At 61.9% G+C, this 22,737-nt stretch carries 20 protein-coding genes; 5 read left to right on the plus strand and 15 right to left on the minus strand.

Annotated features, from left to right (window positions below; translation table 11 throughout):
• Positions 1-11: 11 nt before the first annotated feature.
• The 6 genes from F8N96_RS02520 to F8N96_RS02545 form a co-directional block, all read right to left on the minus strand.
• Positions 12-1,499, minus strand: a complete 1,488-nt coding sequence (locus F8N96_RS02520; protein WP_150796423.1) for an amidohydrolase family protein — start codon at positions 1,497-1,499, stop codon at positions 12-14.
• Complete coding sequence (locus tag F8N96_RS02525; protein WP_150796424.1) at positions 1,496-2,692, minus strand: amidohydrolase family protein; 1,197 nt, start codon at positions 2,690-2,692, stop codon at positions 1,496-1,498. Before F8N96_RS02525 ends, F8N96_RS02520 begins: the two co-directional genes overlap by 4 nt.
• Positions 2,693-2,858: 166 nt before the next feature.
• Positions 2,859-3,911 carry an extracellular solute-binding protein gene (locus tag F8N96_RS02530; protein WP_150796425.1) on the minus strand — a complete coding sequence of 351 codons (1,053 nt, stop codon included), beginning with the start codon at positions 3,909-3,911 and terminating at the stop codon, positions 2,859-2,861.
• Positions 3,912-3,943: 32 nt separating this feature from the next.
• Positions 3,944-4,732, minus strand: coding sequence for an ABC transporter permease (locus tag F8N96_RS02535; RefSeq protein WP_150796426.1), 789 nt, complete (start codon positions 4,730-4,732; stop codon positions 3,944-3,946).
• Complete coding sequence (locus F8N96_RS02540) at positions 4,729-5,646, minus strand: ABC transporter permease (protein WP_150796427.1); 918 nt, start codon at positions 5,644-5,646, stop codon at positions 4,729-4,731. The genes F8N96_RS02535 and F8N96_RS02540 overlap by 4 nt, the downstream gene beginning before the upstream one ends.
• Position 5,647: 1 nt before the next feature.
• Positions 5,648-6,733, minus strand: a complete 1,086-nt coding sequence (locus F8N96_RS02545; protein ID WP_150796428.1) for an ABC transporter ATP-binding protein — start codon at positions 6,731-6,733, stop codon at positions 5,648-5,650.
• A gap of 140 nt (positions 6,734-6,873) precedes the next feature.
• On the opposite strand from F8N96_RS02545, the gene F8N96_RS02550 reads away from it, so the two are divergent.
• From F8N96_RS02550 to F8N96_RS02560, 3 genes are all read left to right on the plus strand, one after another.
• On the plus strand, positions 6,874-7,566 hold the full coding sequence (locus F8N96_RS02550; protein WP_150796429.1) for a GntR family transcriptional regulator: 693 nt from the start codon (positions 6,874-6,876) through the stop codon (positions 7,564-7,566).
• Positions 7,567-7,808: 242 nt separating this feature from the next.
• Positions 7,809-9,920 (plus strand): PAS domain-containing sensor histidine kinase, encoded by a 2,112-nt coding sequence (locus tag F8N96_RS02555; protein ID WP_150796430.1) that lies wholly within the window; start codon positions 7,809-7,811, stop codon positions 9,918-9,920.
• 192 nt (positions 9,921-10,112) lie between these two features.
• Complete coding sequence (locus tag F8N96_RS02560) at positions 10,113-12,746, plus strand: excinuclease ABC subunit UvrA (RefSeq protein WP_150796431.1); 2,634 nt, start codon at positions 10,113-10,115, stop codon at positions 12,744-12,746.
• Positions 12,747-12,914: 168 nt separating this feature from the next.
• On the opposite strand, the gene F8N96_RS02565 is transcribed toward F8N96_RS02560, so the two are convergent.
• From F8N96_RS02565 to F8N96_RS02590, 6 genes are read right to left on the minus strand one after another with little or no spacing between them, the layout of a single operon-like run.
• Complete coding sequence (locus F8N96_RS02565; RefSeq protein ID WP_150796432.1) at positions 12,915-14,858, minus strand: response regulator; 1,944 nt, start codon at positions 14,856-14,858, stop codon at positions 12,915-12,917.
• The gene (locus F8N96_RS02570) at positions 14,848-15,723 is read right to left on the minus strand and encodes a sensor histidine kinase (RefSeq protein ID WP_150796433.1); all 876 of its coding nucleotides are present in this window, start codon (positions 15,721-15,723) and stop codon (positions 14,848-14,850) included. Before F8N96_RS02570 ends, F8N96_RS02565 begins: the two co-directional genes overlap by 11 nt.
• Positions 15,716-16,732 (minus strand): ATP-binding protein, encoded by a 1,017-nt coding sequence (locus tag F8N96_RS02575; protein ID WP_412071797.1) that lies wholly within the window; start codon positions 16,730-16,732, stop codon positions 15,716-15,718. The genes F8N96_RS02570 and F8N96_RS02575 overlap by 8 nt, the downstream gene beginning before the upstream one ends.
• Positions 16,723-17,127, minus strand: coding sequence for an anti-sigma regulatory factor (locus F8N96_RS02580; protein WP_150796434.1), 405 nt, complete (start codon positions 17,125-17,127; stop codon positions 16,723-16,725). The genes F8N96_RS02575 and F8N96_RS02580 overlap by 10 nt, the downstream gene beginning before the upstream one ends.
• Positions 17,124-17,486, minus strand: a complete 363-nt coding sequence (locus tag F8N96_RS02585) for an STAS domain-containing protein (protein WP_059405963.1) — start codon at positions 17,484-17,486, stop codon at positions 17,124-17,126. The genes F8N96_RS02580 and F8N96_RS02585 overlap by 4 nt, the downstream gene beginning before the upstream one ends.
• Positions 17,487-17,490: 4 nt before the next feature.
• A complete protein-coding gene (locus F8N96_RS02590) occupies positions 17,491-18,342 on the minus strand; it encodes an STAS domain-containing protein (protein WP_150796435.1) in 852 nt (283 codons plus the stop codon).
• Positions 18,343-18,805: 463 nt separating this feature from the next.
• Here F8N96_RS02590 and F8N96_RS02595 point away from each other — a divergent pair, with 463 nt between their 5' ends.
• Positions 18,806-19,075 (plus strand): hypothetical protein, encoded by a 270-nt coding sequence (locus tag F8N96_RS02595; protein WP_150796436.1) that lies wholly within the window; start codon positions 18,806-18,808, stop codon positions 19,073-19,075.
• Positions 19,076-19,239: 164 nt separating this feature from the next.
• Here F8N96_RS02595 and F8N96_RS02600 read toward each other — a convergent pair whose 3' ends face one another.
• Positions 19,240-19,761, minus strand: coding sequence for a DUF4142 domain-containing protein (locus tag F8N96_RS02600; RefSeq protein ID WP_150796437.1), 522 nt, complete (start codon positions 19,759-19,761; stop codon positions 19,240-19,242).
• Positions 19,762-19,978: 217 nt separating this feature from the next.
• Between F8N96_RS02600 and F8N96_RS02605 the strand changes: the two genes are divergently transcribed.
• Positions 19,979-20,221 (plus strand): DUF465 domain-containing protein, encoded by a 243-nt coding sequence (locus tag F8N96_RS02605; RefSeq protein WP_150796438.1) that lies wholly within the window; start codon positions 19,979-19,981, stop codon positions 20,219-20,221.
• A gap of 192 nt (positions 20,222-20,413) precedes the next feature.
• Here F8N96_RS02605 and F8N96_RS02610 read toward each other — a convergent pair whose 3' ends face one another.
• Both F8N96_RS02610 and F8N96_RS02615 read right to left on the minus strand, forming a co-directional pair.
• Entirely contained in the window at positions 20,414-21,430 is a 1,017-nt protein-coding gene (locus F8N96_RS02610) for an SMP-30/gluconolactonase/LRE family protein (protein WP_150796860.1), read from the minus strand.
• A gap of 68 nt (positions 21,431-21,498) precedes the next feature.
• The gene (locus tag F8N96_RS02615; RefSeq protein WP_150796439.1) at positions 21,499-22,644 is read right to left on the minus strand and encodes an SRPBCC family protein; all 1,146 of its coding nucleotides are present in this window, start codon (positions 22,642-22,644) and stop codon (positions 21,499-21,501) included.
• Positions 22,645-22,737: the final 93 nt, after the last annotated feature.

Raw genomic sequence — 22,737 nt, forward strand, 5'->3', positions numbered from 1 at the left:
GGCAGAAATCTCTAAGGAAGTGGATCAATCGTGCTCAACGGCACCTGTGCGCTGTAGTCGTCGGCAAACGGGATGGCCGGTTGGAACAGGCCTTTCCAGTCCGGTTGGCCAAAAGCCCTTTCACTGTGGCTGCGCATCAGTTTTTCGAATTGGCGTTGCGCCTGGCGTTGCAGGGCGGGGTAGTCCACTCCTTGAACCTGGCCATCCTGCATCACGCAGCGGCCGTCGATGTAGCTGGCGATGCAGTCGTCACCGCGACCCGCGAGCACCAGGTTTTTCAGCGGATCGAACAACGGTCCCAGGTGCAGGCCGCGCAGGCTGAATACCGTGATATCGGCCTTGGCGCCGGGTGCCAGGCGGCCGAGATCGTCGCGACCCAAGGCCCTGGCGCCGCCGAGGGTGGCGGCGTTGTACAGGTCCAGCGTGCTGGTCAGCGAGTTGCCGCCCTCCATCAAGCGGGCGATGTTCAGGCCCTGGCGCATGTTTTCCAGCAGGTCCGCCGGCCAGGTGTCGGTGCCCAGGGCGAAGTTGATACCCTTGGCTCGATAGCGCCCGAAGGAATTCAGCGCCTCGCCATCCCGGGCAAACACCACCGGGCAATGCACCAGGCTGGCGCCGCCGTCCACCACCCGCTGCAGGTCGTCATCGCCGTCGGTGTAGATTCCGTGGGGCAGCAAACTGCGCGGGGTCAGCAGGTCCAGTTGCGCCAGCCACGCCAGGGGCGAGACGCCGCGAAGTCGCTCGACCATCGCCACCTCGCCGAGCCCCTGGCAGCAATGCAAACGCATCGGCGCCTTCAGTTCCCGGCTCAGCGCGGCAGTGCGTTGCAGCAATGCCGGGGTGCAGGTCTGGATGCGGTCCGGCAGCAGCGCGCCGCGAATCAGACCGCCCTGTGCGCCGTCGAAGTCATAAAAAAACCGTGCGGCGGCCTCAAGTCCGGCCATCCCCCGAGCCTCGTCCCAGTGATGCCCGAGACTGCCATCGGCGCGCCAGTAACCCATGCCGCTCATATAGCAGGGACCGAGGTAAGTGCGCAGCCCGAGCTCACCGGCAATACCGGCCACCGCGGCAAATTCGTCGTAGGTCTCGGCCCATTCGCGGTAGTACATCGAGGTGATCGGCATGGCGGTAGTGATGCCGTTGCGGATCAGCTGCGTGAAGGCGTAGCGGCATTTGAAAACCTCTTCATCCGCGGTGTAGCTCTCCCGCGGACCGGCCGCCAGGTAGTCCTCGGACCCCATCCGGCCCATGGCCCGCTCATCGCCGTTGTCGAGTGTCAGCACCGTGGAGTCCAGGTCCCCGAGCGCATCCAGGTCGATGAAGCCCGGCCCGATCAAGGCATTGCCGTAATCGATCCACTGATCCACCGGCCCCGGATAATCACGCCCGACAAACAGGATGCGCGAGCCTTCGAACACCACTTCGCCGTCGCGCCACAGCACATGTCGCTGGCCATCGAAGCCGACGACACAGCTCGATTTCAGGCCGATGCGCTTCACAGGCGACTGTCCAATAAAGCCCCATTGGCGGCGATCAGCCTGCCTGCCCGATACACCTGGCGCACCGGTCGTGAGACCACGGCCTCGCCCAAGGTCTGCACCGGCATCAGCAGGAAGTCCGCCGGCCGGCCGATCTCCAGCCCATAACCGTCACAGCCCAACGCCCGAGCGCCATTGACCGTGGCCGCCTCGAACGCCGCCGCCAGTTCCTCGTCCTTGTTCAAGTCGAAACGAAACGCCAGCAGCATCGCCCGTTCCAGCATGTCACCGTTGCCCATGGGCGACCAGGCATCGCGAATGCCGTCCGAACCCAGGCAGACATTGACCCCGGCCTCGCGCAGGGCGAGGAAGGGTGGCACCGCGCAGTCGGCGGGGGCCGAACTCATCAGTGAAATGCCCAACACCGCCAGCCGCTCCGCCAAGGGTTTGACCTGACCCCAGGGCAACATCCCCAGGCAATACGCATGGCTGATCATCACCCGACCCTGACGCGCGAAACGCTCGGTGTAGTCGGCGATCAGCGCGATCTGCCACAGGCCCAGTTCACCTTTGTCATGCAGGTGTATGTCGATACCGCGATCGAACTCGCTGGCCAGTTTGAAGACGAAATCGAGTTGGGCGATCGGGTCGTTGTCGATGCCGCAGGGGTCTAGGCCTCCGACGTTCTCCACGCCCAGGGCCATGGCTTCGCGCATCAGTTCGGCCGTGCCCGGGCGGGAGATCAGGCCGGTTTGCGGGAACACCACCAGTTGCAGGTCGATCAGGTCGCGGTAATTTTCCTGCAGTTGCTGCATGGCCTCGACATGGCGCAGGCCGAAGTCGGGGTCGATATCGACGTGACAGCGCAGGGTCAGCGAACCGCGGGCGATGCAGTTTTCCAGCAGGGCGCCGGCTCGTTGGGCGATGGGGGCGTCGACTTCACGCAGTACCCGGCGTTCGTTGGCGATGTAGTCCTTGAGGGTGGGGCCGGCGCTGTTCGGGCGCCAGGGTTGGCCCCAGAGGGTTTTGTCGAGGTGGACGTGGCTTTCCACCAGGGTTGGGGTGAGGAGCTGGTGTTGGCCGTCGAGGTCGGTGGCGGCCAGCGGTGCGTTGGTGGCCGGGCGCCGTGCTTTGAACAGGCCGTTTTCCAGCAGCAGGTCTTCGGCGGGTGCGCCGTAGGGGCGCACGTTGCGTAGCCAGCGGGGTTGGGTCATCTGAAACCTCATTCAGGTCTTTGAATTCTGTGGTGATTGAGCGGGCCTCTTCGCTGGCAAGCCAGCTCCTACAGGGGGTTGTGTCGATCAGAAAATTTTCGAACAGCCAAATCCTGTAGGAGCCGGCTTGCTGACGAAGGCCGCGGCTCGGTGTCAAGCCAGGCACTTAACCCTTGAGCTTCGCCCAAATCCGGTCCTGCAGCTCTCGCGCCTTGTTGCTGCACTCTTTCTCCGGGCGCAGGCGTGAGGCGAATTCATCCGGCATGTTGATGGCGTCCATCACCCGCCATTTGGCGTCGATCAAGGTGTCGCTCTGGATGCCGTTGGCGTAGGCGATGGCATTGGACACGGCGGCGGCGTTTTCCGGTTTCATCATCCAGTCGATGAAGACCTTGGCGTTGCCAGGGTGCGGCGCGCTTTTGGGCACGGCGAAGTTATCCTGGAACATCGCCAGGCCTTCACGGGGGTACACGTACTTGATCGTGCTCTTTTGCAACGTGGCCCGGGCGGTGGAGCCGTTCCAGTTCTGCATCATGATCACTTCACCGGAAGCCATGCGGTCGACGGTGTTGTCGGAGCTGTACATCTTCAGGAAGGGTTTCTGTTTCTGCAGCAGCTCCAGGATGCGCTTGGCGTCCTGCGGGTTTTCGCTGCATTCATCGACGTTCAGGTAATGGCTGGCGGCGTTGATCACGCTGCTCGAGGTGTCGAGGGCGGCGAGTTGGCCTTGCAGTTCCTTGCGCGGTTCGAAGAACTCTTTCCACGAGTCGTCCAGCTTGCCGCCGGGCACTCGCGCGCTGTCATAGGAAAACCCGGTGGTGCCCCACAGGTACGGCGCCGAGAATTTGCGGCCGGGGTCGAAGCTCGGGTTGCGGAATGCCGGTTTGACGTACTGGAAGTTGGGCAGGCTCGATGCATCGAATGCCAGCAGCAAATCCTGCTTGATCAGGGTTTGCATGATCGACTGCGACGGCACGATCACGTCATACGCCGCGCCGCCGGCCTGCAACTTGGCCAGCAGGGTTTCGTTGCTGTCGTAGCCATCCATGGTGACCTTGATCCCGGTCTCCTTTTCGAACTTGGCCAGCAGTTCGACCGGGTAGTAGTCGGTCCAGTTGTAGAAGAACAACTCCTTGGGCTCGGCGGCCTGTGCGTTGAACGCGGTAAAGCAACTCAGGGCAAGACCGGCGACAGCGAAACGCATGCTTTTTGTTTTCATCGGCTTTCTTTTCATGACAGCAGGCTCCAGGCTCATTGTTGTTTGCCGCGCTGTCCCAGCCAGAAGGCCAGCACCACCAGCACGATGGAAATCACCAGCATCAGGGTCGAGATCGCGTTGATCTCCGGGGTCACACCGGCCTTGATCGCCGAGAAGATGTACACCGGCAAGGTCGTGGAACCCGGGCCGGCGACGAAGAAGGTCATGATGAAATCATCGAGACTGACCACGAACGCCAGCACCGAACCCGACAGCACCGCCGGCCACAGCAGCGGCAAGGTCACCCGGCGAAACACTTGCCAGGGGTTGGCGTACAGATCGTTCGCGGCCTCCAGCAGGCTCTTGTCCAGATCGTTCAGTCGTGCGCGAATCGGCAGGTAGGCGAAGGGAATGCAGAAGCCGATGTGCGCGACGATCACGGTCAGCAGACCCAGCTTGATCCCCAGCGCCATGAACAGCAGCAGGGTCGCCACGGCGGTGACGATCTCCGGCAGGATCAGCGGCAGGTTGATGCCGCCCTCGACCATTTTCTGTCCGAAGAACGGCCGGTACGTTGCCAACGCCGCCAGCAAGGCGATGGCCGTGGCGCAGACCGTGGCGATGCTGGCGACGATGATCGAGTTCAGCGCCGCGGTCTGGATCGACGGGTTCGCCAGAATCCGTCCGTACCAGGCGAACGAGAACTCGGTCCACACCGTCGCCGAGCGGTTGGCGTTGAAGCTGTAAGCGATCAACACCAGGATCGGCAGGTACAGATAGGCCAGGATCAGCAGGCTGACTTCCCGGGTCAGGGGCAGTTTTTTCAGGTGCAGGGCGATCATGCGGTGGCTCCCCGGCGAAGTGTTTTGGTGGCGCTGCGGCTATAGAGGGCGTACAGCACCAGGGACAGCAGCAGAATCCCCAGCAGCAGGAATGACAGCGAACTGCCCAGCGGCCAGTTGCGCGCGGTGCCGAACTGCTGCTGGATCAGGTTGCCGATCATCAGGGTCTTGCCGCCGCCGAGAATCGCCGGGGTGATGAAGGCCCCGAGACTCGGCACGAACACCAGCAGCGCGCCGGCAATCACCCCGGGCATCGACAGCGGCAGGATGATCCGCTTCAGTGCGTGCCAGCGGTTGGCGCCCAGGTCGTAGGCGGCTTCCACCAGGCGCCAGTCGAGTTTTTCCAGGGTCGAGTAGATCGGCAGAATCATGAACGGCAGAAAGCTGTAGACCAGCCCGACGCTGACCGCGAAGTCGTTGTAGAGCAGGGTGATGCCACCGACTTGAGGGAACAGCACGTTGAGGCTCTGGGCGACCCAGCCCTGCTCGCGCAGGATGATCAGCCAGGCGTAGTTGCGGATCAGCAGGTTGGTCCAGAACGGAATGGTGATCAGCAACACCATGAGGTTGCGCCGACGCGGGGTCAGGCTCGACATCCACAGGGCCACCGGGAAGCCGAACAGGAAACACAACACCGTGGTGCCGCCGGCCTGGAACACCGAGCGCAACAGCGCCTGGGCATACACCCAGTTCAGCTCCAGTTCACCGTCGAAACCTTCCTGGAAAAACAGTTGCACGTAGCTGTGCAATTGCCAGTCGGCCTGCCAGTCGACACCGCCATAGACGTTGCGCGGCAGCAGGCTGATGTAGCCCATGATGCCCAGCGGAATGGCAATCAGGGCCAGCAGGGTCAGAACCACCGGGCTGAGCAACAGCGCACGGTTGAGGGCGGGAGAAGTGCTGCTGACGCTCATCTCAGGCCTCCATCAACAGGCAGGCGTGGGGCGGCAGGTTGACCGCGACGCGATCGCCGACCACCCGGCCGCGGTTCAGGCCTTCGTTGTTTTCACGCAGCATGACCTTGATGTCGTTGTTCAAACGGCACTGGTACAGGGTGGCAGTGCCGACATACAGCACTGCCTCGATCACGCCGCGCAGGTGATGGGGTTGCGCTGGGTCGACCAGTTGCGAACGTTCCGGACGAAACGCCAGTTGCACCTTGGCGCTGTCGAAACCTGGGGCCGGGCAGGGGATTTCCACCGGCATGCCGCTGGGCACGAACAGGCTTTCATTGTGCTTGCCGCGCTTGATATGGCCAGGCAGGAAATTGATATCGCCAATGAACTGGGCGACGAACCGATGCTGCGGGCGTTCGTAAATTTCATTGGGCGTGCCGATCTGCAGGATCTTGCCGGCGGACATCACGGCAATGCGATCGGACAGGGTCAGGGCTTCTTCCTGATCGTGGGTGACGAAAATGAAGGTGATCCCGGCTTCCTTTTGCACACGCTTGAGTTCGACCTGCATTTCCTTGCGCAGCTTGAGGTCGAGGGCCGACAGCGGTTCGTCGAGCAGCAACACCCTGGGTTTTGGCGCCAGGGCCCGGGCCAGCGCCACGCGTTGCTGTTGACCACCGGACAGCTCGGCCGGTTTGCGCTTGGCCAGGTGTTGCATTTGCACCAGCGCCAGCATCTCGTCGACACGTTGCGCAATCTGCTCGCGATCAAGACCCTGCATCTCGAGGCCGAAGGCGATATTCTGCGCGACACTCATGTGCGGAAACAGCGCGTAGCTCTGGAACACCGTGTTGACCCGACGCTTGAACGGCGGCAGGTCGTTGACCGGCTCGCCGGCGAGACGGATCTCCCCCGCGCTGACATGCTCGAAGCCGGCGATGGTACGCAGCAAGGTAGTCTTGCCACAGCCGGAAGGACCGAGCAGGGTGAAGAACTCGTTGTCGGCGATGTCCACCGACACGTTGTCGAGGGCTGGAGCCAGCCCTGGATCGTCGGAATACCGTTTGGAGACGTTACGCACTTCAATTGCTACTGGATGACCCATAATGGTGCATTCCTCTAATTATTGTATGCAATATCTGGATGCAATCTACAAATAACCGGATTAATCTGCTCGTGCAACCCCCTTTTTCAATGGCTGCTCTTCGCCAGGGGCCGGTTGTTTCATGCAAAGGGAGTGTTCTGATGACAGAGAAAAAACTGGAGACCACGGTCGACCGCGTCTACCAAGGGGTTTACGAGGCGATCAGCAAGCGTTCGTTGCGTCCGGGGATGAAGCTGGGCGAGGCGTCGCTGGCCGAACTTTTCAATGTCAGCCGGACGTCGGTTCGTGCCGCGCTCAAGCAACTGGAAGCCGATGGACTGGTGACCACCGAACCCAACAAGGGGGCGTCGGTGTCATTGCCGAGTGACGAGGAGATCCGTTCGTTGTTCGAAACCCGGCGCCTGATCGAGATCGGCATCGTCAGTGAGCTGTGCCGTCGGCGCGACACTGCGGTGACCCGGGACCTGCGCGATCATTTGTTGCTCGAGGACGAAGCGCACCGCAACGGCGATCATGAACGGCTGATTCATCTGCTCGGCGAATTCCACATCAAGCTCGCGCAAAGCCTGAACAACCCGGTGTTGCTGGACTGGTTCCGCAAACTGATTTCCCGCGCCTCGCTCTACGCCGCCGCACTGGATGACGACAGCCACCAGGCCTGCCGCGATGACGAACACCTGCGCCTGATCGAATACATAGAAGCCGGCAACCAGAGCGCGGCCATCGAGCTGACCTGCATGCATTTGAACGGCATCGAGAAGGCGATTCTCGACGTCGCCGCCACCTTGAAAACCGGTTATCACCCGCTCAAGCATTTGATCGAGGTCCTGTAGGAGCGAGCTTGCTCGCGATGGACGTCAACGATGACGAGTCCTGCCTGGATAAACGCGGTGCCCTTACGTCCATCGTCGGAACGCCGCCCGGAGCAAGCTCGCTCCTACAGGGGTGAGTCAGTGATACGTCAGTGAGTCTTGGATGTACCAGGCAGGGGTGAATCAGTGTTACCTCAGTGAACCATTGGCGTCCCCGGTGCTCGAAGCAAACAGGTGCCACTTCAAGGACAAAGAGCCAGCCGATGCAGTTTCTAGACGATAGCCACGGATGTGCCGGCTGGAGCGGTGAAATGGCCGGGCGCATTCGTGCGTTTGATTGGAGCCTGACCGAGCTGGGGAAGATGGACGCCTGGCCCGCAAGCCTGTGCAGCGCAGTGCAGTTGATGCTCGCTTCGCCGCTGCCGATGGTGATGCTCTGGGGCCGTCCCGGCTACATGATCTATAACGATGCGTACTCGAAATTCGCCGGTGGCCGCCATCCTTACCTGTTGGGTTCCCCGGTGGAGCTGGGCTGGCCGGAAGTGGCCGAGTTCAACCGACACGTGGTCGACACCTGCCTGGCGGGCGGCACGCTGTCCTACCGCAATAAAGAGTTGGTGCTGCTGCGGGACGGGATTCCCGAAGACGTCTGGCTGGACCTGTATTACAGCCCGGTGGCCAATGATGACGGCAAACCGGCCGGGGTCATGGCGATGGTGGTCGAGACCACGGATCACGTGATTTCCGAACGTCGCCGCCGGGCCGCCGAAGATGCCTATCGCGCCGACAATGAACGGGTGCGCCTGGCACTCAATGCCGGCGCCTTGCTCGGCTCGTTCGTCTGGGACATCAAGGGCAATGTGCTGTCTGGCGACGAACGCTTTGCCCGCACCTTTTCCTACCCGGCTGAACAGGATCTGGCCGACCTGCCAACGGACATCGCCCAGGCACGGATCCATCCCGATGATCGCAGTTGGCTTCAGGAACAGGTCAACCGATCGGTGGAAACCGGCGAACCCTTCAACGCCGAATACCGGGTCCTGCGTGCCGATGGCAATTATCTGTGGGTGCAGGCGAGCGGTTGCTGCGAGTTCAACGAGCAGGGCGAACCGTTCCGCTTCCCGGGGGTGTTGATCGACATCCACGAACGCAAGACGGCCGAAGAATCCTTGCTCAGGTTCACCCGCAACCTGGAGCAGCGCGTCGCCGATGAAGTGGAAGCGCGGCTGACGGCTGAAGAGCAACTGCGCCAATCACAGAAGCTCGAAGCCATCGGCGGCCTTACCGGCGGCGTGGCCCATGACTTCAACAACCTGTTGCAGGTGATCGCCGGCAACCTGCATCTGCTGGCACGGCATGAACCGGACAACGCCAATGTGCAGCGCCGGGTCAGCGCCTCGATTGCCGCGGTCGAGCGCGGCGCCAAGCTGTCCTCGCAACTGCTGGCGTTTGCCCGCCGCCAGCCCTTGTCCCCGGCTGTCTGCGATCCACGACAAATTTTCGACGGCCTGGCTGAGCTGTTGCAGCGGGCTCTGGGGGAAACCATCCAGATCAGTGTGACGGCACCTGCAGACGCCTGGCATCTGCATGTGGATCGCAATCAACTGGAAAATGCCATCCTCAACCTGGCGATCAATGCCCGTGACGCCATGCAGGGCGAAGGAACGATCAGGCTGAGTGCCGCCAACATTGCACTCGACGCCCGGTTCTGTGCGGGCAAGGGCATCGTGCCCGGCGATTTCGTCTGCGTTGCGGTGGCGGACAGCGGCGTCGGCATGTCACCCGACGTGCTGGGGCACGCGTTCGAACCGTTTTTTACCACCAAGGCCGATGGCCAGGGCACGGGGCTGGGCCTGAGCATGGTGTTCGGGTTCGTCAAGCAAAGCGGCGGGCATATCGACATGTCCAGTGTACCGGGGCAGGGCACCCGGGTGCAGCTGTATTTCCCCCGCAGCCTGCGGCCGCTGCCCAGTGAATCGGCACTGCATGATCCACAGCAGCCAGGCGGCAACGAAACCGTGCTGGTGGTCGAGGACAACGAGGCGGTACGCAGCGCGGCGGTCGAGTTGCTGCGCGAAGAAGGCTATCAAGTCCTGACCGCCGGGAACGGCGACTCGGCCATGCAGATGTTGCTGGAAGGCGTGGCGGTGGACCTGATTTTCACCGATGTGGTCATGCCCGGCCTGATCAAGAGTTCGGACCTGGCCGCCTGGGCCAAGGTGCAGACGCCACCGGTGCCGATCCTGTTCACCTCTGGCCACACCCGTGACATTATTTCGCGCAATCACCAGCTCAGCCCCGACACGCATCTGCTGAGCAAACCCTACGGTCCCGAGGCGCTGACCCAAATGGTCCGCGCGGTGCTCAATGGCTGACTACAGAACCTGACCGGTGAAATCAAAACGTAACAGCTGAACACAAAACCCCTGTAGGAGCTGGCTTGCCAGCGAAGGTCGTCAACGCTAACGCGTACATTCAGGATAAACGCGGCGCCTATGCGTTCTTCGCTGGCAAGCCAGCTCCTACAGGGGATCGTATTCCAATCAGCGACTCCATAAGGCTGCCCAATGACTGACAAGCGCACCTCCAACCCTCCCTCCGGCATGGTCAGGGTGCGCGGCGCCCGGGAACACAACCTCAAGAACGTCGATATCGATATTCCCCGGGATGCCCTGGTGGTGTTCACCGGGGTCTCTGGCTCGGGCAAGTCCTCGCTGGCGTTCTCGACCCTCTACGCCGAAGCGCAACGCCGCTATTTCGAATCCGTGGCGCCTTATGCGCGGCGCCTGATCGACCAGGTCGGGGTGCCGGACGTCGACTCGATCGAAGGCTTGCCGCCCGCCGTGGCCTTGCAGCAGCAGCGGGGCACGCCGAGCACGCGGTCGTCGGTGGGCAGCGTGACCACGTTGTCGAGCCTGATCCGCATGCTGTATTCCCGGGCCGGCAGCTATCCGCCGGGGCAACCGATGCTGTACGCCGAAGACTTCTCGCCCAACACGCCGCAGGGGGCGTGCACCCAATGTCATGGCCTGGGCCGGGTCTATGAAGTCACCGAAGCCCTGATGGTCCCGGACCCGAGCCTGACCATCCGCCAGCGCGCCGTCGCCTCCTGGCCCATGGCCTGGCAGGGACAGAACCTGCGGGACATCCTGGTGACCCTGGGCTACGACGTCGATAAACCCTGGCGCGAGTTGCCGAAAAAACAGCGCGACTGGATTCTGTTCACCGAAGACACACCGACCGTGCCGGTGTACGCCGGGCTGACTCCGGAAGAAACGAAAGTTGCGCTCAAACGCAAAATGGAACCCAGTTACCAAGGCACGTTTACCGGCGCCCGGCGCTACATCCTGCACACCTTTACCCATTCCCAGAGTGCGCTGATGAAGAAGCGCGTTTCGCGCTACATGCTAGGCAGCCCTTGCCCGGTGTGTGACGGCAAACGGCTCAAGCAAGCAGCGTTGTCGGTGACCTTCGCCGGTTACGACATTGGCGAGCTGTCGCAGATGCCGTTGCTGCAAGTGGCCGAAGTCTTGAAGCCGGTGGCGGCTCACAGTTACCTCGAACTGGCCGATGAAGCGGGTGAGGTGTTGACGCATCTGCAGACCCGCGAGGCCCGTGAGCAGCGAGTGGCCCAGGGCGCCAGCGGTCACGCCAACGCACCGGACGTGCGCCACACGCCCAACCTGTCGGTGGAAAAACGCCTGGCCGCGCAACGGATCGCCCAGGACTTGCTGGAGCGGGTCAGCACCTTGACCGACCTGGGCCTCGGTTACCTCGCCCTGGAACGCAGCACGCCGACCTTGTCCTCCGGCGAGTTGCAGCGTCTGCGCCTGGCGACGCAATTGGGTTCGCAATTGTTCGGCGTTATCTACGTGCTGGATGAGCCGTCGGCCGGTCTGCACCCGGCGGATGGCGAGGCACTGTTCGAAGCCCTGCAACGGCTCAAGGCCGCCGGCAACTCCTTGTTCGTGGTCGAGCATGACCTGGAAACCATGCGCCGCGCCGACTGGCTGATCGACGTGGGCCCGCAAGCTGGCGAGCATGGCGGGCGGATCCTCTACAGTGGACCGCCGCCTGGGTTGGCCGACGTCACTCACTCCCAGACTCGCGCCTACCTGTTCGCCGAACAGGTCGCCCAGCCCCGGGTCAGCCGCCAGGCGACCGACTGGCTGCGGCTGGAAGGCATCACCCGCAATAACCTGAACAACCTCGGCGCCGAGTTTCCGCTGGGCTGTTTCACTGCGGTGACCGGTGTGTCGGGTTCCGGCAAATCGAGCCTGGTCAGTCAGGCGCTGCTGGAGTTGGTGGGCGCACATCTGGGGCGCGCCGCCAGTAACAGCGAGGCTGAAGAGTTGAGCCTGGAGGACGATGCGCCACAGGTCAGCGGCGGCCAGGTCACCAGTGGCCTGGCGTCGATCAAGCGTCTGGTGCAGGTCGATCAGAAACCCATCGGCCGCACCCCCCGCTCGAACCTGGCGACCTACACCGGTCTGTTCGACAACGTGCGCAAGCTCTACGCCGCCACGCCCCAAGCCCGGGACAACGGCTATGACGCCGGCCAATTTTCTTTCAACGTTGCCAAGGGACGGTGTGCGACCTGCGAAGGCGAAGGCTTTGTCAGCGTCGAGTTGCTGTTCATGCCCAGCGTCTACGCGCCGTGCCCGACCTGCCACGGTGCGCGCTACAACCCCGAGACCCTGGCGATCGTCTGGCAAGGTTTGACCATTGCCCAGGTGTTGCAGTTGACGGTGGACGAAGCGGTCGAGGTGTTCGCCGGGCAACCGGGGATTCGGCGCTCGCTGGAGGTATTGCGCGATATCGGCCTGGGCTACCTGCGCCTGGGTCAGCCGGCGACCGAATTGTCGGGTGGCGAGGCCCAGCGGATCAAACTGGCCACCGAACTGCAACGCAACCAGCGTGGGGCGACCTTGTATGTGCTCGATGAGCCCACGACCGGCTTGCATCCACGGGACGTCGATCGCTTGCTCGAACAGTTGAATACGCTGGTGGCGGCGGGGCATACGGTGATCGTCGTCGAACATGAAATGCGCGTGGTGGCGCAGAGCGACTGGGTGATCGATATCGGACCGGGGGCGGGGGATCAGGGCGGGAAGATCGTGGTGGCGGGGACGCCGCAGAAAGTGGCTAAAAGCAGGAAGAGCAAAACGGCGCCGTTTCTGGCCAGGGTGCTTGGAGCTTGAATGTGTGTTGATTGTGCGGGCGCGCCTGTAGGAGCCGGCTTGCTGGCGAAGGCGTCTGCATGGGCGTTGCAAGGTTTGAGGACGCCTTCGCTGGCAAGCCAGCTCCTACAGGGGATCTTTGCCGCTCACAAATCCAGTGTGGGAGCGAGCCTGCTCGCGAATGGTCTATCAGGCGCCGTCCAAAGTGCGCCGAACCTTGTCCAGCAGCTCATTGATCTGGAACGGCTTGACCAGCATCTCCATGCCTTCACCCAGAAACACCTGACGGTTGATCGCGGTTTCGGCATAACCGGTCATGAACAGGATGGGCAGCTTTTGCCGCCAGCCCCGCGCCACATCGGCCAGTTCGCGACCGCTCATGCGCGGCAGGCCGACGTCGGTCAGCAGCAGATCGATGGACTCGTCGTTCTGCAACCGCTCCAGAGCGCCTTCGATGTCGCCCACTTGCGTGCAGCGGTAGCCGGCATCCACCAGCACTTCGGCGACGAACATCCGCACCGATGGCATGTCCTCGACAATCAGCACATGTTCACCGCAACCCTGCGGATCCACGCTGGACGGCTGGTTTCCGCTGGCCAGGAGGTCGGCACTGGCGGGCAACATGATGGTGACTTCGGTGCCGCGCCGGGCCACGCTGCGGATGTGCGCATCGCCGCCCGATTGCCGGGCGAAACCGTAGATGGTCGACAACCCGAGGCCGGTGCCCTGACCCAGCGGCTTAGTGGTGAAGAACGGATCGAACACCTTGCCGATCACACTGTGGTCGATACCGGTGCCGTCATCGCGTACCGCCAGGGCCACATACGCACCGTCGGCCAGATTGGGATCGCCGTGAGAATAGGCGGCATAGGTACTGATCCATACATTGCCGCCCTGGGGCAACGCATCGCGGGCGTTGATCACCAGGTTGAGTACGGCGCTTTCCAGCTGGATCGGGTCGACCAGGGCGATCGCGGGCTTGGTGGTCAATTCCAGTTTCAGGGCGATGCGCTCGCCGATGGTACGCACCAACAGTTCCTCGAGCGATCGCACGTGCTCGTTGATGTTCACGGGGCGGGTGTCGAGGGGTTGCTGGCGCGCGAAGGCGAGCAGGCGATGAGTCAGGGAGGCGGCGCTCATGGCCGAATTCAAGGCCGCTTCGGCGTAGAACTGAACCTTGTCGGTGCGCGAGGCGGCGACCCGCTTCTGGATCAGCTCCAGGCTGGTGATGATGCCGGTGAGCAAGTTGTTGAAGTCATGGGCGATGCCGCCAGTCAGCTTGCCCAACGCATCCATCTTCTGCACTTGCAGCAGCTGGGCTTCGGTGCGTGCACGTTCGGCGACTTCCTTGGCCAATTGGGTGGTGGCGTCGTCCAGCCGGGCCAGGTGTGAGCGTTCGCGGTGTCGGTGTTCGGTGACATCTTCGACGAACACCAGGCTCAATTCCGGTGTGCGGTAGGGCGAAATCTGCCACTCGGTGTCGCGCACTTCGCCTTGGACCCGCATGCTCAGGGTGCCTTTCCAGCGCTCGCCATAGGCCAGGCGCAGGCGCAGTTCGTCGATGATCGCGTCCTGGTCTTCGGCAAAGCACTCGCGCAGGGCGTCCGGATTGCGGTTGTCCTGGATCATCTGCGCGAAGGCATGGTTGCATTCGTGAATTTTCAGCTCGGCGTCCAGCACGGCGATGGGTGCCGACACGTTGACAAAGATTTCCCTGAACCGCGCCTCGCTGTCACGCAGGGCGTTTTCGGTTTCCCGCACGCGCAGCAAGGTGCGCAGGGTGGCCAGCAGCACATCCGGGTCCACCGGGTGAATCAGGTAGGCATCGGCACCGGCGTCCAGTCCGGTGATGATGTCGCCGGTCTGGATCGAGGCCGCCGACACGTGAATCACCGGCAGCAGGGCGGTAGCCGCCTCGGCGCGCAGTTTGCGCACGATGTCGAACCCGCTCATGTCCGGCAGATTGACGTCGAGGATCAAGGCGTCGATGTTGACGCTGTCGATCAGCTCCAGGCCTTCGCCGCCGGTGCCGGCTTCCAGCACTTCATAGCCGTGGCGTTCCAGGCGCCGGCGCAGGGCGTAGCGGGTCGCGACATTGTCGTCGACGATCAGCAAGCGGATGTCACGTTTCATCGGCGGGCTCCATGGCGATGGCCAGCGGGATGATCACGAAAAAGGTCGAGCCCTTGCCCGGCGTACTCTGAACCCCGACCTCGCCACCCAGCAACGCCGCGAAGCGTTTGCACAGCGACAGTCCGAGCCCGGTTCCGCGAAGGCGTTTTTGCAAGGGTGAGTCGACCTGAGAGAAGTCTTCGAACAATGCGCCATGTAGCGCCGGGGCGATACCTATTCCGGTGTCGCTGACGGCAAAGCGCACGCGGTCGCTGCCCTCCAGCCGGGCCGAGACGCGGACTTCGCCGCGGGTGGTGAACTTCAATGAATTGGCAATGAAGTTGCGCAGGATTTGCCCGAGCTTCTTGTCATCGGTGTAGAGCCTTGGCAAACCCACCGGTTCTTCGAATATCAGGTCCACCGCACTGGCGTCGACAATGGGCCGGAACATGCCACGCAGGGCGGCGAACAGGTCCAGCATGTCGAACCAGGCCGGGGAAATGGTGATGCGCCCGGCTTCGATCTTGGCCAGGTCCAGCAAGTCGTCGACCATGTCGCTCAGTTCGCGGGCAGCGACGCTGACGAAGGCCACTTGCTTGTGTTGCTCGGGGCTCAGGGGGCCGTCGAGTTCGTCGCTCAGCAGACCGGTGATGCTCAGGATCGAGCCCAGTGGCGTGCGGAACTCATGGCTCATGTACGACAGGAATCGGCTTTTGAGGTCCGAGGCCTGGCGCAACTGTTCGGCCTGGGTGTCCAGTTCGGCGTACAACGCCAGCACACCCTGGTTGGTTTCATCCAGTTCCTCGCGCAAGGCGTTGGCTTCACCCTGCAGTTGAGCGATCAGTGCGGCTTGTTCGTCAAGCTGACTCATGGGTGTCTCAGCCATGGGTTGCCTCCAGAGCAATGACCAATACCGTCACATCGTCCCGTCCACGACAGAAGTCGCGGTGCAGGATGGCGGCAATCACGGCCGGATGGCGGTGCACCAGGCCGGGGTAATCCTGCAGGTTCCAACGGGACTGCAGGCCGTCGCTGTACAGGATCAATAGCTGACCGTTCACCTGAGCATAGTCAAAGGGTTGGGCCTTTCGATACTGGCCGCCGACGATGCCGGGGTGGGAGGCCAGGCCGCGGGATTTGTCCGGTGCGACCAGGTTGCCGCCGATGTTGCCGATACCGACGAATCGCAGGGCATTGCCGTTGCCGTCGAACTGGGCAATCGCCAAGGCACCGCCGCGGGTGCCAATCATGGCGCGGTGGATGTCTTCGAGCAGCAACAGCGGCGACGCGAACGGCGACAGGGCGAATGCGCGCTCGCCGGCGCGGGCGGCGCGCTCGGCTTCTTCGCCGTGACCGAGGCCGTCGATCACCAGGGCGCTGATGCGGGCACCGTCAAATGCCAGGTGCCAGACATCGCCACAGGCGGGGTCGTGGTGCAACGCATGCTGGCTGATACCGATTCGTCGGTCCGGCGCCTTGTCGCTGCGCGGATACAACCGCGCCAGCAGCACGGCGCCTCGGGCGTCGGCATAGACATCGAACACTTCGGCCTGGCGCGACACCGCCCCAAGACCGATGCCCTGGGTGCCACCGGTGGAAAAGCCGTCGGTCAGGCACGCGTGCAGATCGAAGCCCTGGGCGCGATCGACGGCGAGTATCTCGATCCCGGCTCCTGACGCTCGCGGCAGGACCCTCAGGTGCAGTTCGCCCCGGGTGGCATGCTTGAGAATATTGCTGGCAAGCTCGGTGGCCACCAGTGCCGCACGTCCGGCATCGGTGGCGTCAAAGCCGTGTTTTTCCGCCAGTTGCTGCGCGGTGCGTCGTGCGTGACCGATCTGGCTGCTGTCTTCGATCGGCAGCACCTGGGTCATTGACCCTCCCATGTTCACGTCCATCGTGCGATCGTTATGCGAGTGCCTTTGCCGGGCGTGGTGTGCAGTTCGAATTCTTCCACCAGGCGCTTGGCACCTGTCAGGCCCAGTCCCAGGCCGCTGCCGGAGGTCCAGCCGTCGGTCATCGCCAGTTTGATATCGGCAATGCCCGGGCCTTCGTCACGAAAGGTCAGGCGCAGGCCGCAGCGGGAGTTCTCGTCGAGAATTTGCCAGTCCATGTCGCCACCGCCGCCATAGACCATGGTGTTGCGCGCCAGCTCGCTGACGGCGGTCACCAGCTTGGTCAGGTCGATCAGGCGCATGCCGCACTCCTGGGCGAGCTTGCGCGCCAGTTGCCGGGCGAGCACCACGTCCTGCTCGATATGAATCGGATGAGTGCCGCTGCTGCGCACGGTCATTGTTCGCGTACCCGTGCCTGCAGCAGTTTCATCCCGCGCTCGACGTTCAGCGCCGTGCTGACGCCGGGGAGGGTCAGGCCGAGCTCGACCAGGGTAATGGCCACCGCCGGCTGCATGCCGACCAGCACGGTCTGGGCATCCATGATTTTCGACAGCCCGGAGATGGTGCCGATCATTCGGCCGATGAACGAGTCAACCATGTCCAGCGCCGAGATATCGATCAGCACGCCGCGGGCCGAGGTCCGGCTGATGCGTTCGGACAGGTCGTCCTGAAGGGTCAGGGCCAACTGGTCATGCATGTCGACCTGGATGGTCACCAGCAGGAAGTCGCCCATTTGCAAGATCGGAATGCGCTCCATCGGCTCAGTCCGCCTTGCTGACAGTGATTCCCAAACGGGTCAGGGCCAGTTTCAGGGCGTCGGCCAGGTTGGCCTTGGTGACCACGCCTTGCAGGTCCAGCCCCAGGTGCACGATGGTCTGGGCGATCTGCGGCCGTACGCCGCTGATGATGCAATCGGCGCCCATCAGGCGAATCGCGGTGACGGTCTTGAGCAGGTGTTGGGCCACCAGGGTGTCGACGGTCGGCACGCCGGTGATGTCGATGATGGCGATTTCCGAGCCGGTATCGACGATCCGTTGCAACAGCGATTCCATCACCACCTGGGTACGTTGCGAGTCGAGGGTGCCGATCATCGGCAGCGCCAGCACGCCGTCCCAGAGCTTGACCACCGGAGTCGACAATTCCAGCAGCTCTTCCTGCTGGCGCTTGATCACCGCCTCGCGGGACTTCTGGAACGTGCGGATAGTGTGCATGCCCAGGGCGTCGAGCAGTTCGGACACCTCCCAGAGCTGCTCGGCCAGCAGCGCAGGACTGTCCTGGTAATGGTTTTGCAGCAGCGCAAACATCGGGCCCTTGAGGGCAAAGATGAAACTGGCGGTCTGGTGCGAGTCCTGGCCGAGCAGGGCACGGCTGTGGGAGAGTTTTTCGAGGAACTGGCGAATATCGTCCCAGCCGGAGGACGTGACGTTCTGGTCGTTGCCGCGTTCGAGGCCGGCAATGATCAAGTGCAGGAAGTCCGATGTTTCCTGTTTCAGGTCCTGTTCTTTGAGGTTGCGGGTGGCGCCGCTGGTTTCGAGGTTTTTCGACCATTCCCCAAGCAGGTGGGTCCGGTTCGTTTTCATCGCATCGAGTGTGCTGGTTTGCAGTGCCGCCATGGGACTTTGACTCCTTGGAAAGTGTTGCCGATTCTCCAAATATTGATCGGCACAGATCAGTGACATTTGCCGTACGCAATAGTTTTCGATTCTGACAGGTTTTTGCGATTGGCTGCATCTGGGTGCAAGGCTGGCTGGGTGAAGGCGGCCTCGAGCCTTGCAGTGCTCATGCAGACGCCTTCGCCGGCAAGCCGGCTCCTCCTACAGGGGTTGGCGTTGACCACAATTTAGCTGTACGCAGGTAATCGTGTAGGAGCTGGCTTGCCAGCGAAGGCGGCCTTGAGCCTTGCAGCGCTCATGCAGACGCCTTCGCCGGCAAGCCGGCTCCTACAGGGGTTGGCGTTGACCGAAATCCATCGGTACACGGTGCGGTGATCCATCCGATGGAACGTTGCTGGCAGGAAAGCCTCGAAACTAAAGGGCCGCTGTTTAAACCGCACTTGCAGTGACAAACGAGGTACTTATGAAAGACGACGCGATGACACAGGAGCAGGATCAAACGGGGGCACCGGTCAACCGGAATGATCCGGCGATTGACCCGCAGACGCCGGTCGAGCCGGGTGGGCAACACCAGGGGCAGACCGCTAAACCGGAAAGTGCCGACCAGGCGGTCGACCAGAAGAACCGCCATACCGATAACGACAATGAATTCAGCCCCGGTTTCAAACCGAATCCGGACCGGCCGAAGCCCAGTGATGATACCGATGCCGATATTGATACTGATGGCGGTTAGATCGAAGCGAGCACTGGAAAAAAGACCCCATCCATGGATGTAACGCCGTGAACTGTAGGAGCAAGCTTGCTCGCGATGGTCGTTAACGATAGCGCGTGTTTTCTGACTAAACGCGTCGCTCTTGAATCCATCGCGAGCAAGCTCGCTCCTACATACATATGGCGTTATTTGTCTGGATGAGCCGCCTGCAGTTTTTTGGCCATGTCCAGATGCTTCTCCAGCGCCGGCAGCATTTTTTGCGCAAACGCCTTCAGCTCCGTTGCGCCTTTGACTTTGTCGTCCGTCACTGTGTTGGCTTCTTTCTTGAACAGCTCGATGGTGTCTTCGTGCGCCTTGACTTGATTGTTGGCATAGGCTGCATCGAAGGATTCATCGCGCATGTCGAGGATTTTTTCCTTGGCCTGTTTCACCAGGGTCGTGGTGTCCGGCACCTCGATGTCATGTTTTTTCGCCAGTGTCGCCAATTCATCGTTCGCCTTGGAATGATCGGTGATCATCATGTTGGCAAATTCCTTGATGTCGGCCGATTTGCTTTTTTCCAATGCCAGCCGGCTGGTTTCGATCTCGGCGATGCCGCCCGCGGCCGCGCTGTCGACGAAATCATTGGAGGTGGCAGCAAAGGCCATGCCCATGCTGGTGCTCAAGGCAACGGCCAAGGTGAGGTGGCGCAGGGTAAATCCGTCCATTGGTTATTCTCCACACAGGTTTTCATGGGCGATCGAATGATCGTTAAGCAATGGAGAACGACGGACGGCCAAAGGTTTTATCGCTTTTTCGACAGGACGACGAACGGACACCGCTGGTCTGATAGGCGGTCGACAGAACCGGTCAACCAAGGCCATTCTGATAGTTGGTGAACGCAATCAATCGCGTTTGCCACCGATCAACAAACGGAGGTGTTCCATGCCGGTGACCCATGACCTTTATCAGGACCTGAAATGTTCAAAGGAAGAGATCCAGCAAAAACGCACCAAGGATCCGTTACTGGATTCACTGATCAACAAGTATTCCCAGGCGGACGCCGAGGTAGTGAAGGCCGAGTCCGCCCAATCGGACGCACCCACCGATGAGGCTTTGAAGAAGCTCAAGGCGAAGCGTGTGGAGGTCAAGAACAAGATCGTCGAACGACTTCAGGCGTCGTCCTGATCCTCCATACCCGCCACCGACGACTGGCGACTGAAAAATTGGAAGGGTGATAAATACCGGCACCTCGAATCATCAGAGTCCGAATCGACGGCTCATGCGAGGTGCCCCAATGACTGATCCCCCTGTTTCCAGTAAATAAAAGTCCCCCAGCGAAGAGCAGGGTGGCTACTACCCCATCCCGCTCCCAAAGTGTCACTGCAACGCTGTGCGCAGCGGCAACCGCGCCATGTGCCTGGCTTTCAACGACCCGAAATACAACCACTCCCCATACTCTCGAACCGTGGTGATCGGCGAGTAGTTGCCGCTGCTCCCATCCTGCAGATTGGCAATCACCTTGCCTTCCACATCCAGGCCCAGCACAAACGCACGTTTCTCCACTGGCTTGGGCAACAGGGTCATCGCTCGTACGATCATCTTGCGTGCGAAAGGATGCGCCGCCATGGCATCGAGCAGGGCATTGCGCGGCGCGTACAGTGCTACCCAGAAACGATCCCGGCCATTGAACGCCAGGTTGTCCGGCAAGCCCGGCAAGTTGTCGATGAACAGGTCACGGGTGCCGGCCTTCGGCCCGCTCAGCCAGTAACGACTGATGCGATAGGCACCGGTTTCGTTGACCAGCACATAGCGTTCGTCCGGTCCCAGGGTCACGCCGTTGGCAAACTCCAACTTGTCCATCAGCACAACGGTGTTGCCGGTCTGGAAGTCATAACGCAGCAAACGGCCGTCGCCACCGTGCTCGATGATCGCCTCGCCGTCCCGGCCATAACCGAAGCGGCTGGAAGCATCACTGAAGTAGGCGTAATGCCCGGACTTGTCGATGGCCACGTCGTCGGTGAAGCCAAAGGGCACGCCATTGGCCGCGGTGGTCAAGGCAATCAAGCGTCCCTGGGCGTCCAGGGACAGCAAGCCCTTGACGCCGTCGGCGATCACCAGCAAGCCGTTGGGGTGGCGGGCCAGACCCAACGGCCGGCCGCCGGTATCGGCCAGGATTCTGGACATTTTGCCGTCGAGGCTGGTGCTTATCAAACGGCCGTCATGCAGGCCGGTGATGAGCACGTCATCCTCCAGCAGCAAGGCTTCCGGCCCGTCGATGTCAGCCGCACCGACCGGCTCCACACCTTTGAGGCGTTGATTGTCGGCATACAGTCCGCTGGTCATTGAAGGTGCCGGCGGCGGTGTCCATGCTACGGGTTCGACCTTGGTCGGCATCAGCAGCAGAAAGGCGCCGACGGCAAGGATCAGCAGCAACACGACATGGCGAAACTTGAAGGTTGCACTCACGCGGCGACGCCTGTCGAGGCCAGGTGTTTGAGCGCCATTTCCCGCAAGGCCTGCAACGATGCGGCGGACTCGCGATCGATGCGTCGCTTGAGCAGCAGGCGATTGGCAATGCGCATCCCCAGGCCGCTGAATTGATATTCCAGGGTGCGCACGAACCGCGTGCCGTCACCCTCGGCCACGCACTCGTACGTCACGACCAGCGACAGACCGTTATCGCCCCGCGCCCAAGCGCTCCAGCGACGTCCCGGCAAATACTCCTCCACCACCCAGCGCAAATGCCCCTCGCGTCCGCCCGCTCGAATGTCTTCCTCGAACCGTGACCCGGCATGCAACGGCCCGGCCGGGCCATCGATCTTGAGGGAGGAGGGGTGCCATTGCGGCCAACGGGTCACGGTGCTGGCATAGGCGAGCACGGCAATCGGATTGGCGGCAATATCGATCTGATGCTGCATGCGGGTCATGGGGATTCTCGTCGAGGGCAGGGATATTGGCTCCGGTTCCCAATAAAGGGTGCCGAACAGGTAGTCCATCAATGGGAAAACGATGTTGAAATTGCACCCCTGCATCAATTCGCGGCGGTGATGCAGTTCATGCAGGCGGCGCATCTGGCGGATCCACGGCAGGCGGGTGACCGGATTGCCCGGGGGCAGGTGTTCGCAGGCATGGAACACTTCGTAGATCAGGTAACCGAGGACCAGGCAACCTGCGGACAACCCGCCGACGTTGGCATCGACTTGTGAGAGCAGCCACCAGAGGGGCAGGGCGATGACGACCGTGTGCACTACGATCAGCCAGGCCGGAAACAGAATCACCCGCCAGTCGCAGGCTCTGTCGCAGGTCATGTGGTTGGGGGTAAAGAAACTGTGATGGTCGCCGGCATGTCGGGCATAGAATATCCGCGCGAAGCTTTTTTTGTGGTGACCGAGGTGGCGATGTACCAGGTACACGCCAAAACTGAAGAACACTAAGGTCAGCGGCACCGCCAGCCACTCCAACGGCTGTACCTGATGCAGGGTGCTCCAGAACCCGGCGATGGCGAATAATCCGAACAGCAGCACAAAGGCGCCATGCAGCCACGGATTATAGAGTCGATGGATCCTGGCACGATATTGGCTGCGAAATGCCGCGGTGGTTTGCCTCACTGCTTTCACCTGGGGTTATTGTTATAAATAACCAGCAGATTAGCCGATATCGCGGTTTTGGCAGGGCAAACCTTGAGGCCACAAGCGCCATGC

This window comes from Pseudomonas fluorescens, from assembly GCF_902497855.1.
Taxonomy (GTDB): Bacteria; Pseudomonadota; Gammaproteobacteria; order Pseudomonadales; family Pseudomonadaceae; genus Aquipseudomonas; species Aquipseudomonas fluorescens_BI.

Bases quoted from the DNA above. Each gene is read 5' to 3' on its own strand.
- F8N96_RS02575 (WP_412071797.1), bottom strand. From the start codon at position 16,732: ATGGACGTGAACATGGGAGGGTCAATGACCCAGGTGCTGCCGATCGAA.
- F8N96_RS02610 (WP_150796860.1), bottom strand. From the start codon at position 21,430: ATGCCGACCAAGGTCGAACCCGTAGCATGGACACCGCCGCCGGCACCT.
- F8N96_RS02590 (WP_150796435.1), bottom strand. From the start codon at position 18,342: ATGGCGGCACTGCAAACCAGCACACTCGATGCGATGAAAACGAACCGG.
- F8N96_RS02605 (WP_150796438.1), top strand. From the start codon at position 19,979: ATGCCGGTGACCCATGACCTTTATCAGGACCTGAAATGTTCAAAGGAA.
- F8N96_RS02545 (WP_150796428.1), bottom strand. From the start codon at position 6,733: ATGGGTCATCCAGTAGCAATTGAAGTGCGTAACGTCTCCAAACGGTAT.
- F8N96_RS02535 (WP_150796426.1), bottom strand. From the start codon at position 4,732: ATGATCGCCCTGCACCTGAAAAAACTGCCCCTGACCCGGGAAGTCAGC.
- F8N96_RS02525 (WP_150796424.1), bottom strand. From the start codon at position 2,692: ATGACCCAACCCCGCTGGCTACGCAACGTGCGCCCCTACGGCGCACCC.
- F8N96_RS02530 (WP_150796425.1), bottom strand. From the start codon at position 3,911: ATGAAAACAAAAAGCATGCGTTTCGCTGTCGCCGGTCTTGCCCTGAGT.
- F8N96_RS02595 (WP_150796436.1), top strand. From the start codon at position 18,806: ATGAAAGACGACGCGATGACACAGGAGCAGGATCAAACGGGGGCACCG.
- F8N96_RS02585 (WP_059405963.1), bottom strand. From the start codon at position 17,486: ATGGAGCGCATTCCGATCTTGCAAATGGGCGACTTCCTGCTGGTGACC.
- F8N96_RS02560 (WP_150796431.1), top strand. From the start codon at position 10,113: ATGACTGACAAGCGCACCTCCAACCCTCCCTCCGGCATGGTCAGGGTG.
- F8N96_RS02555 (WP_150796430.1), top strand. From the start codon at position 7,809: ATGCAGTTTCTAGACGATAGCCACGGATGTGCCGGCTGGAGCGGTGAA.
- F8N96_RS02550 (WP_150796429.1), top strand. From the start codon at position 6,874: ATGACAGAGAAAAAACTGGAGACCACGGTCGACCGCGTCTACCAAGGG.
- F8N96_RS02565 (WP_150796432.1), bottom strand. From the start codon at position 14,858: ATGAAACGTGACATCCGCTTGCTGATCGTCGACGACAATGTCGCGACC.
- F8N96_RS02600 (WP_150796437.1), bottom strand. From the start codon at position 19,761: ATGGACGGATTTACCCTGCGCCACCTCACCTTGGCCGTTGCCTTGAGC.
- F8N96_RS02540 (WP_150796427.1), bottom strand. From the start codon at position 5,646: ATGAGCGTCAGCAGCACTTCTCCCGCCCTCAACCGTGCGCTGTTGCTC.
- F8N96_RS02570 (WP_150796433.1), bottom strand. From the start codon at position 15,723: ATGGCTGAGACACCCATGAGTCAGCTTGACGAACAAGCCGCACTGATC.
- F8N96_RS02580 (WP_150796434.1), bottom strand. From the start codon at position 17,127: ATGACCGTGCGCAGCAGCGGCACTCATCCGATTCATATCGAGCAGGAC.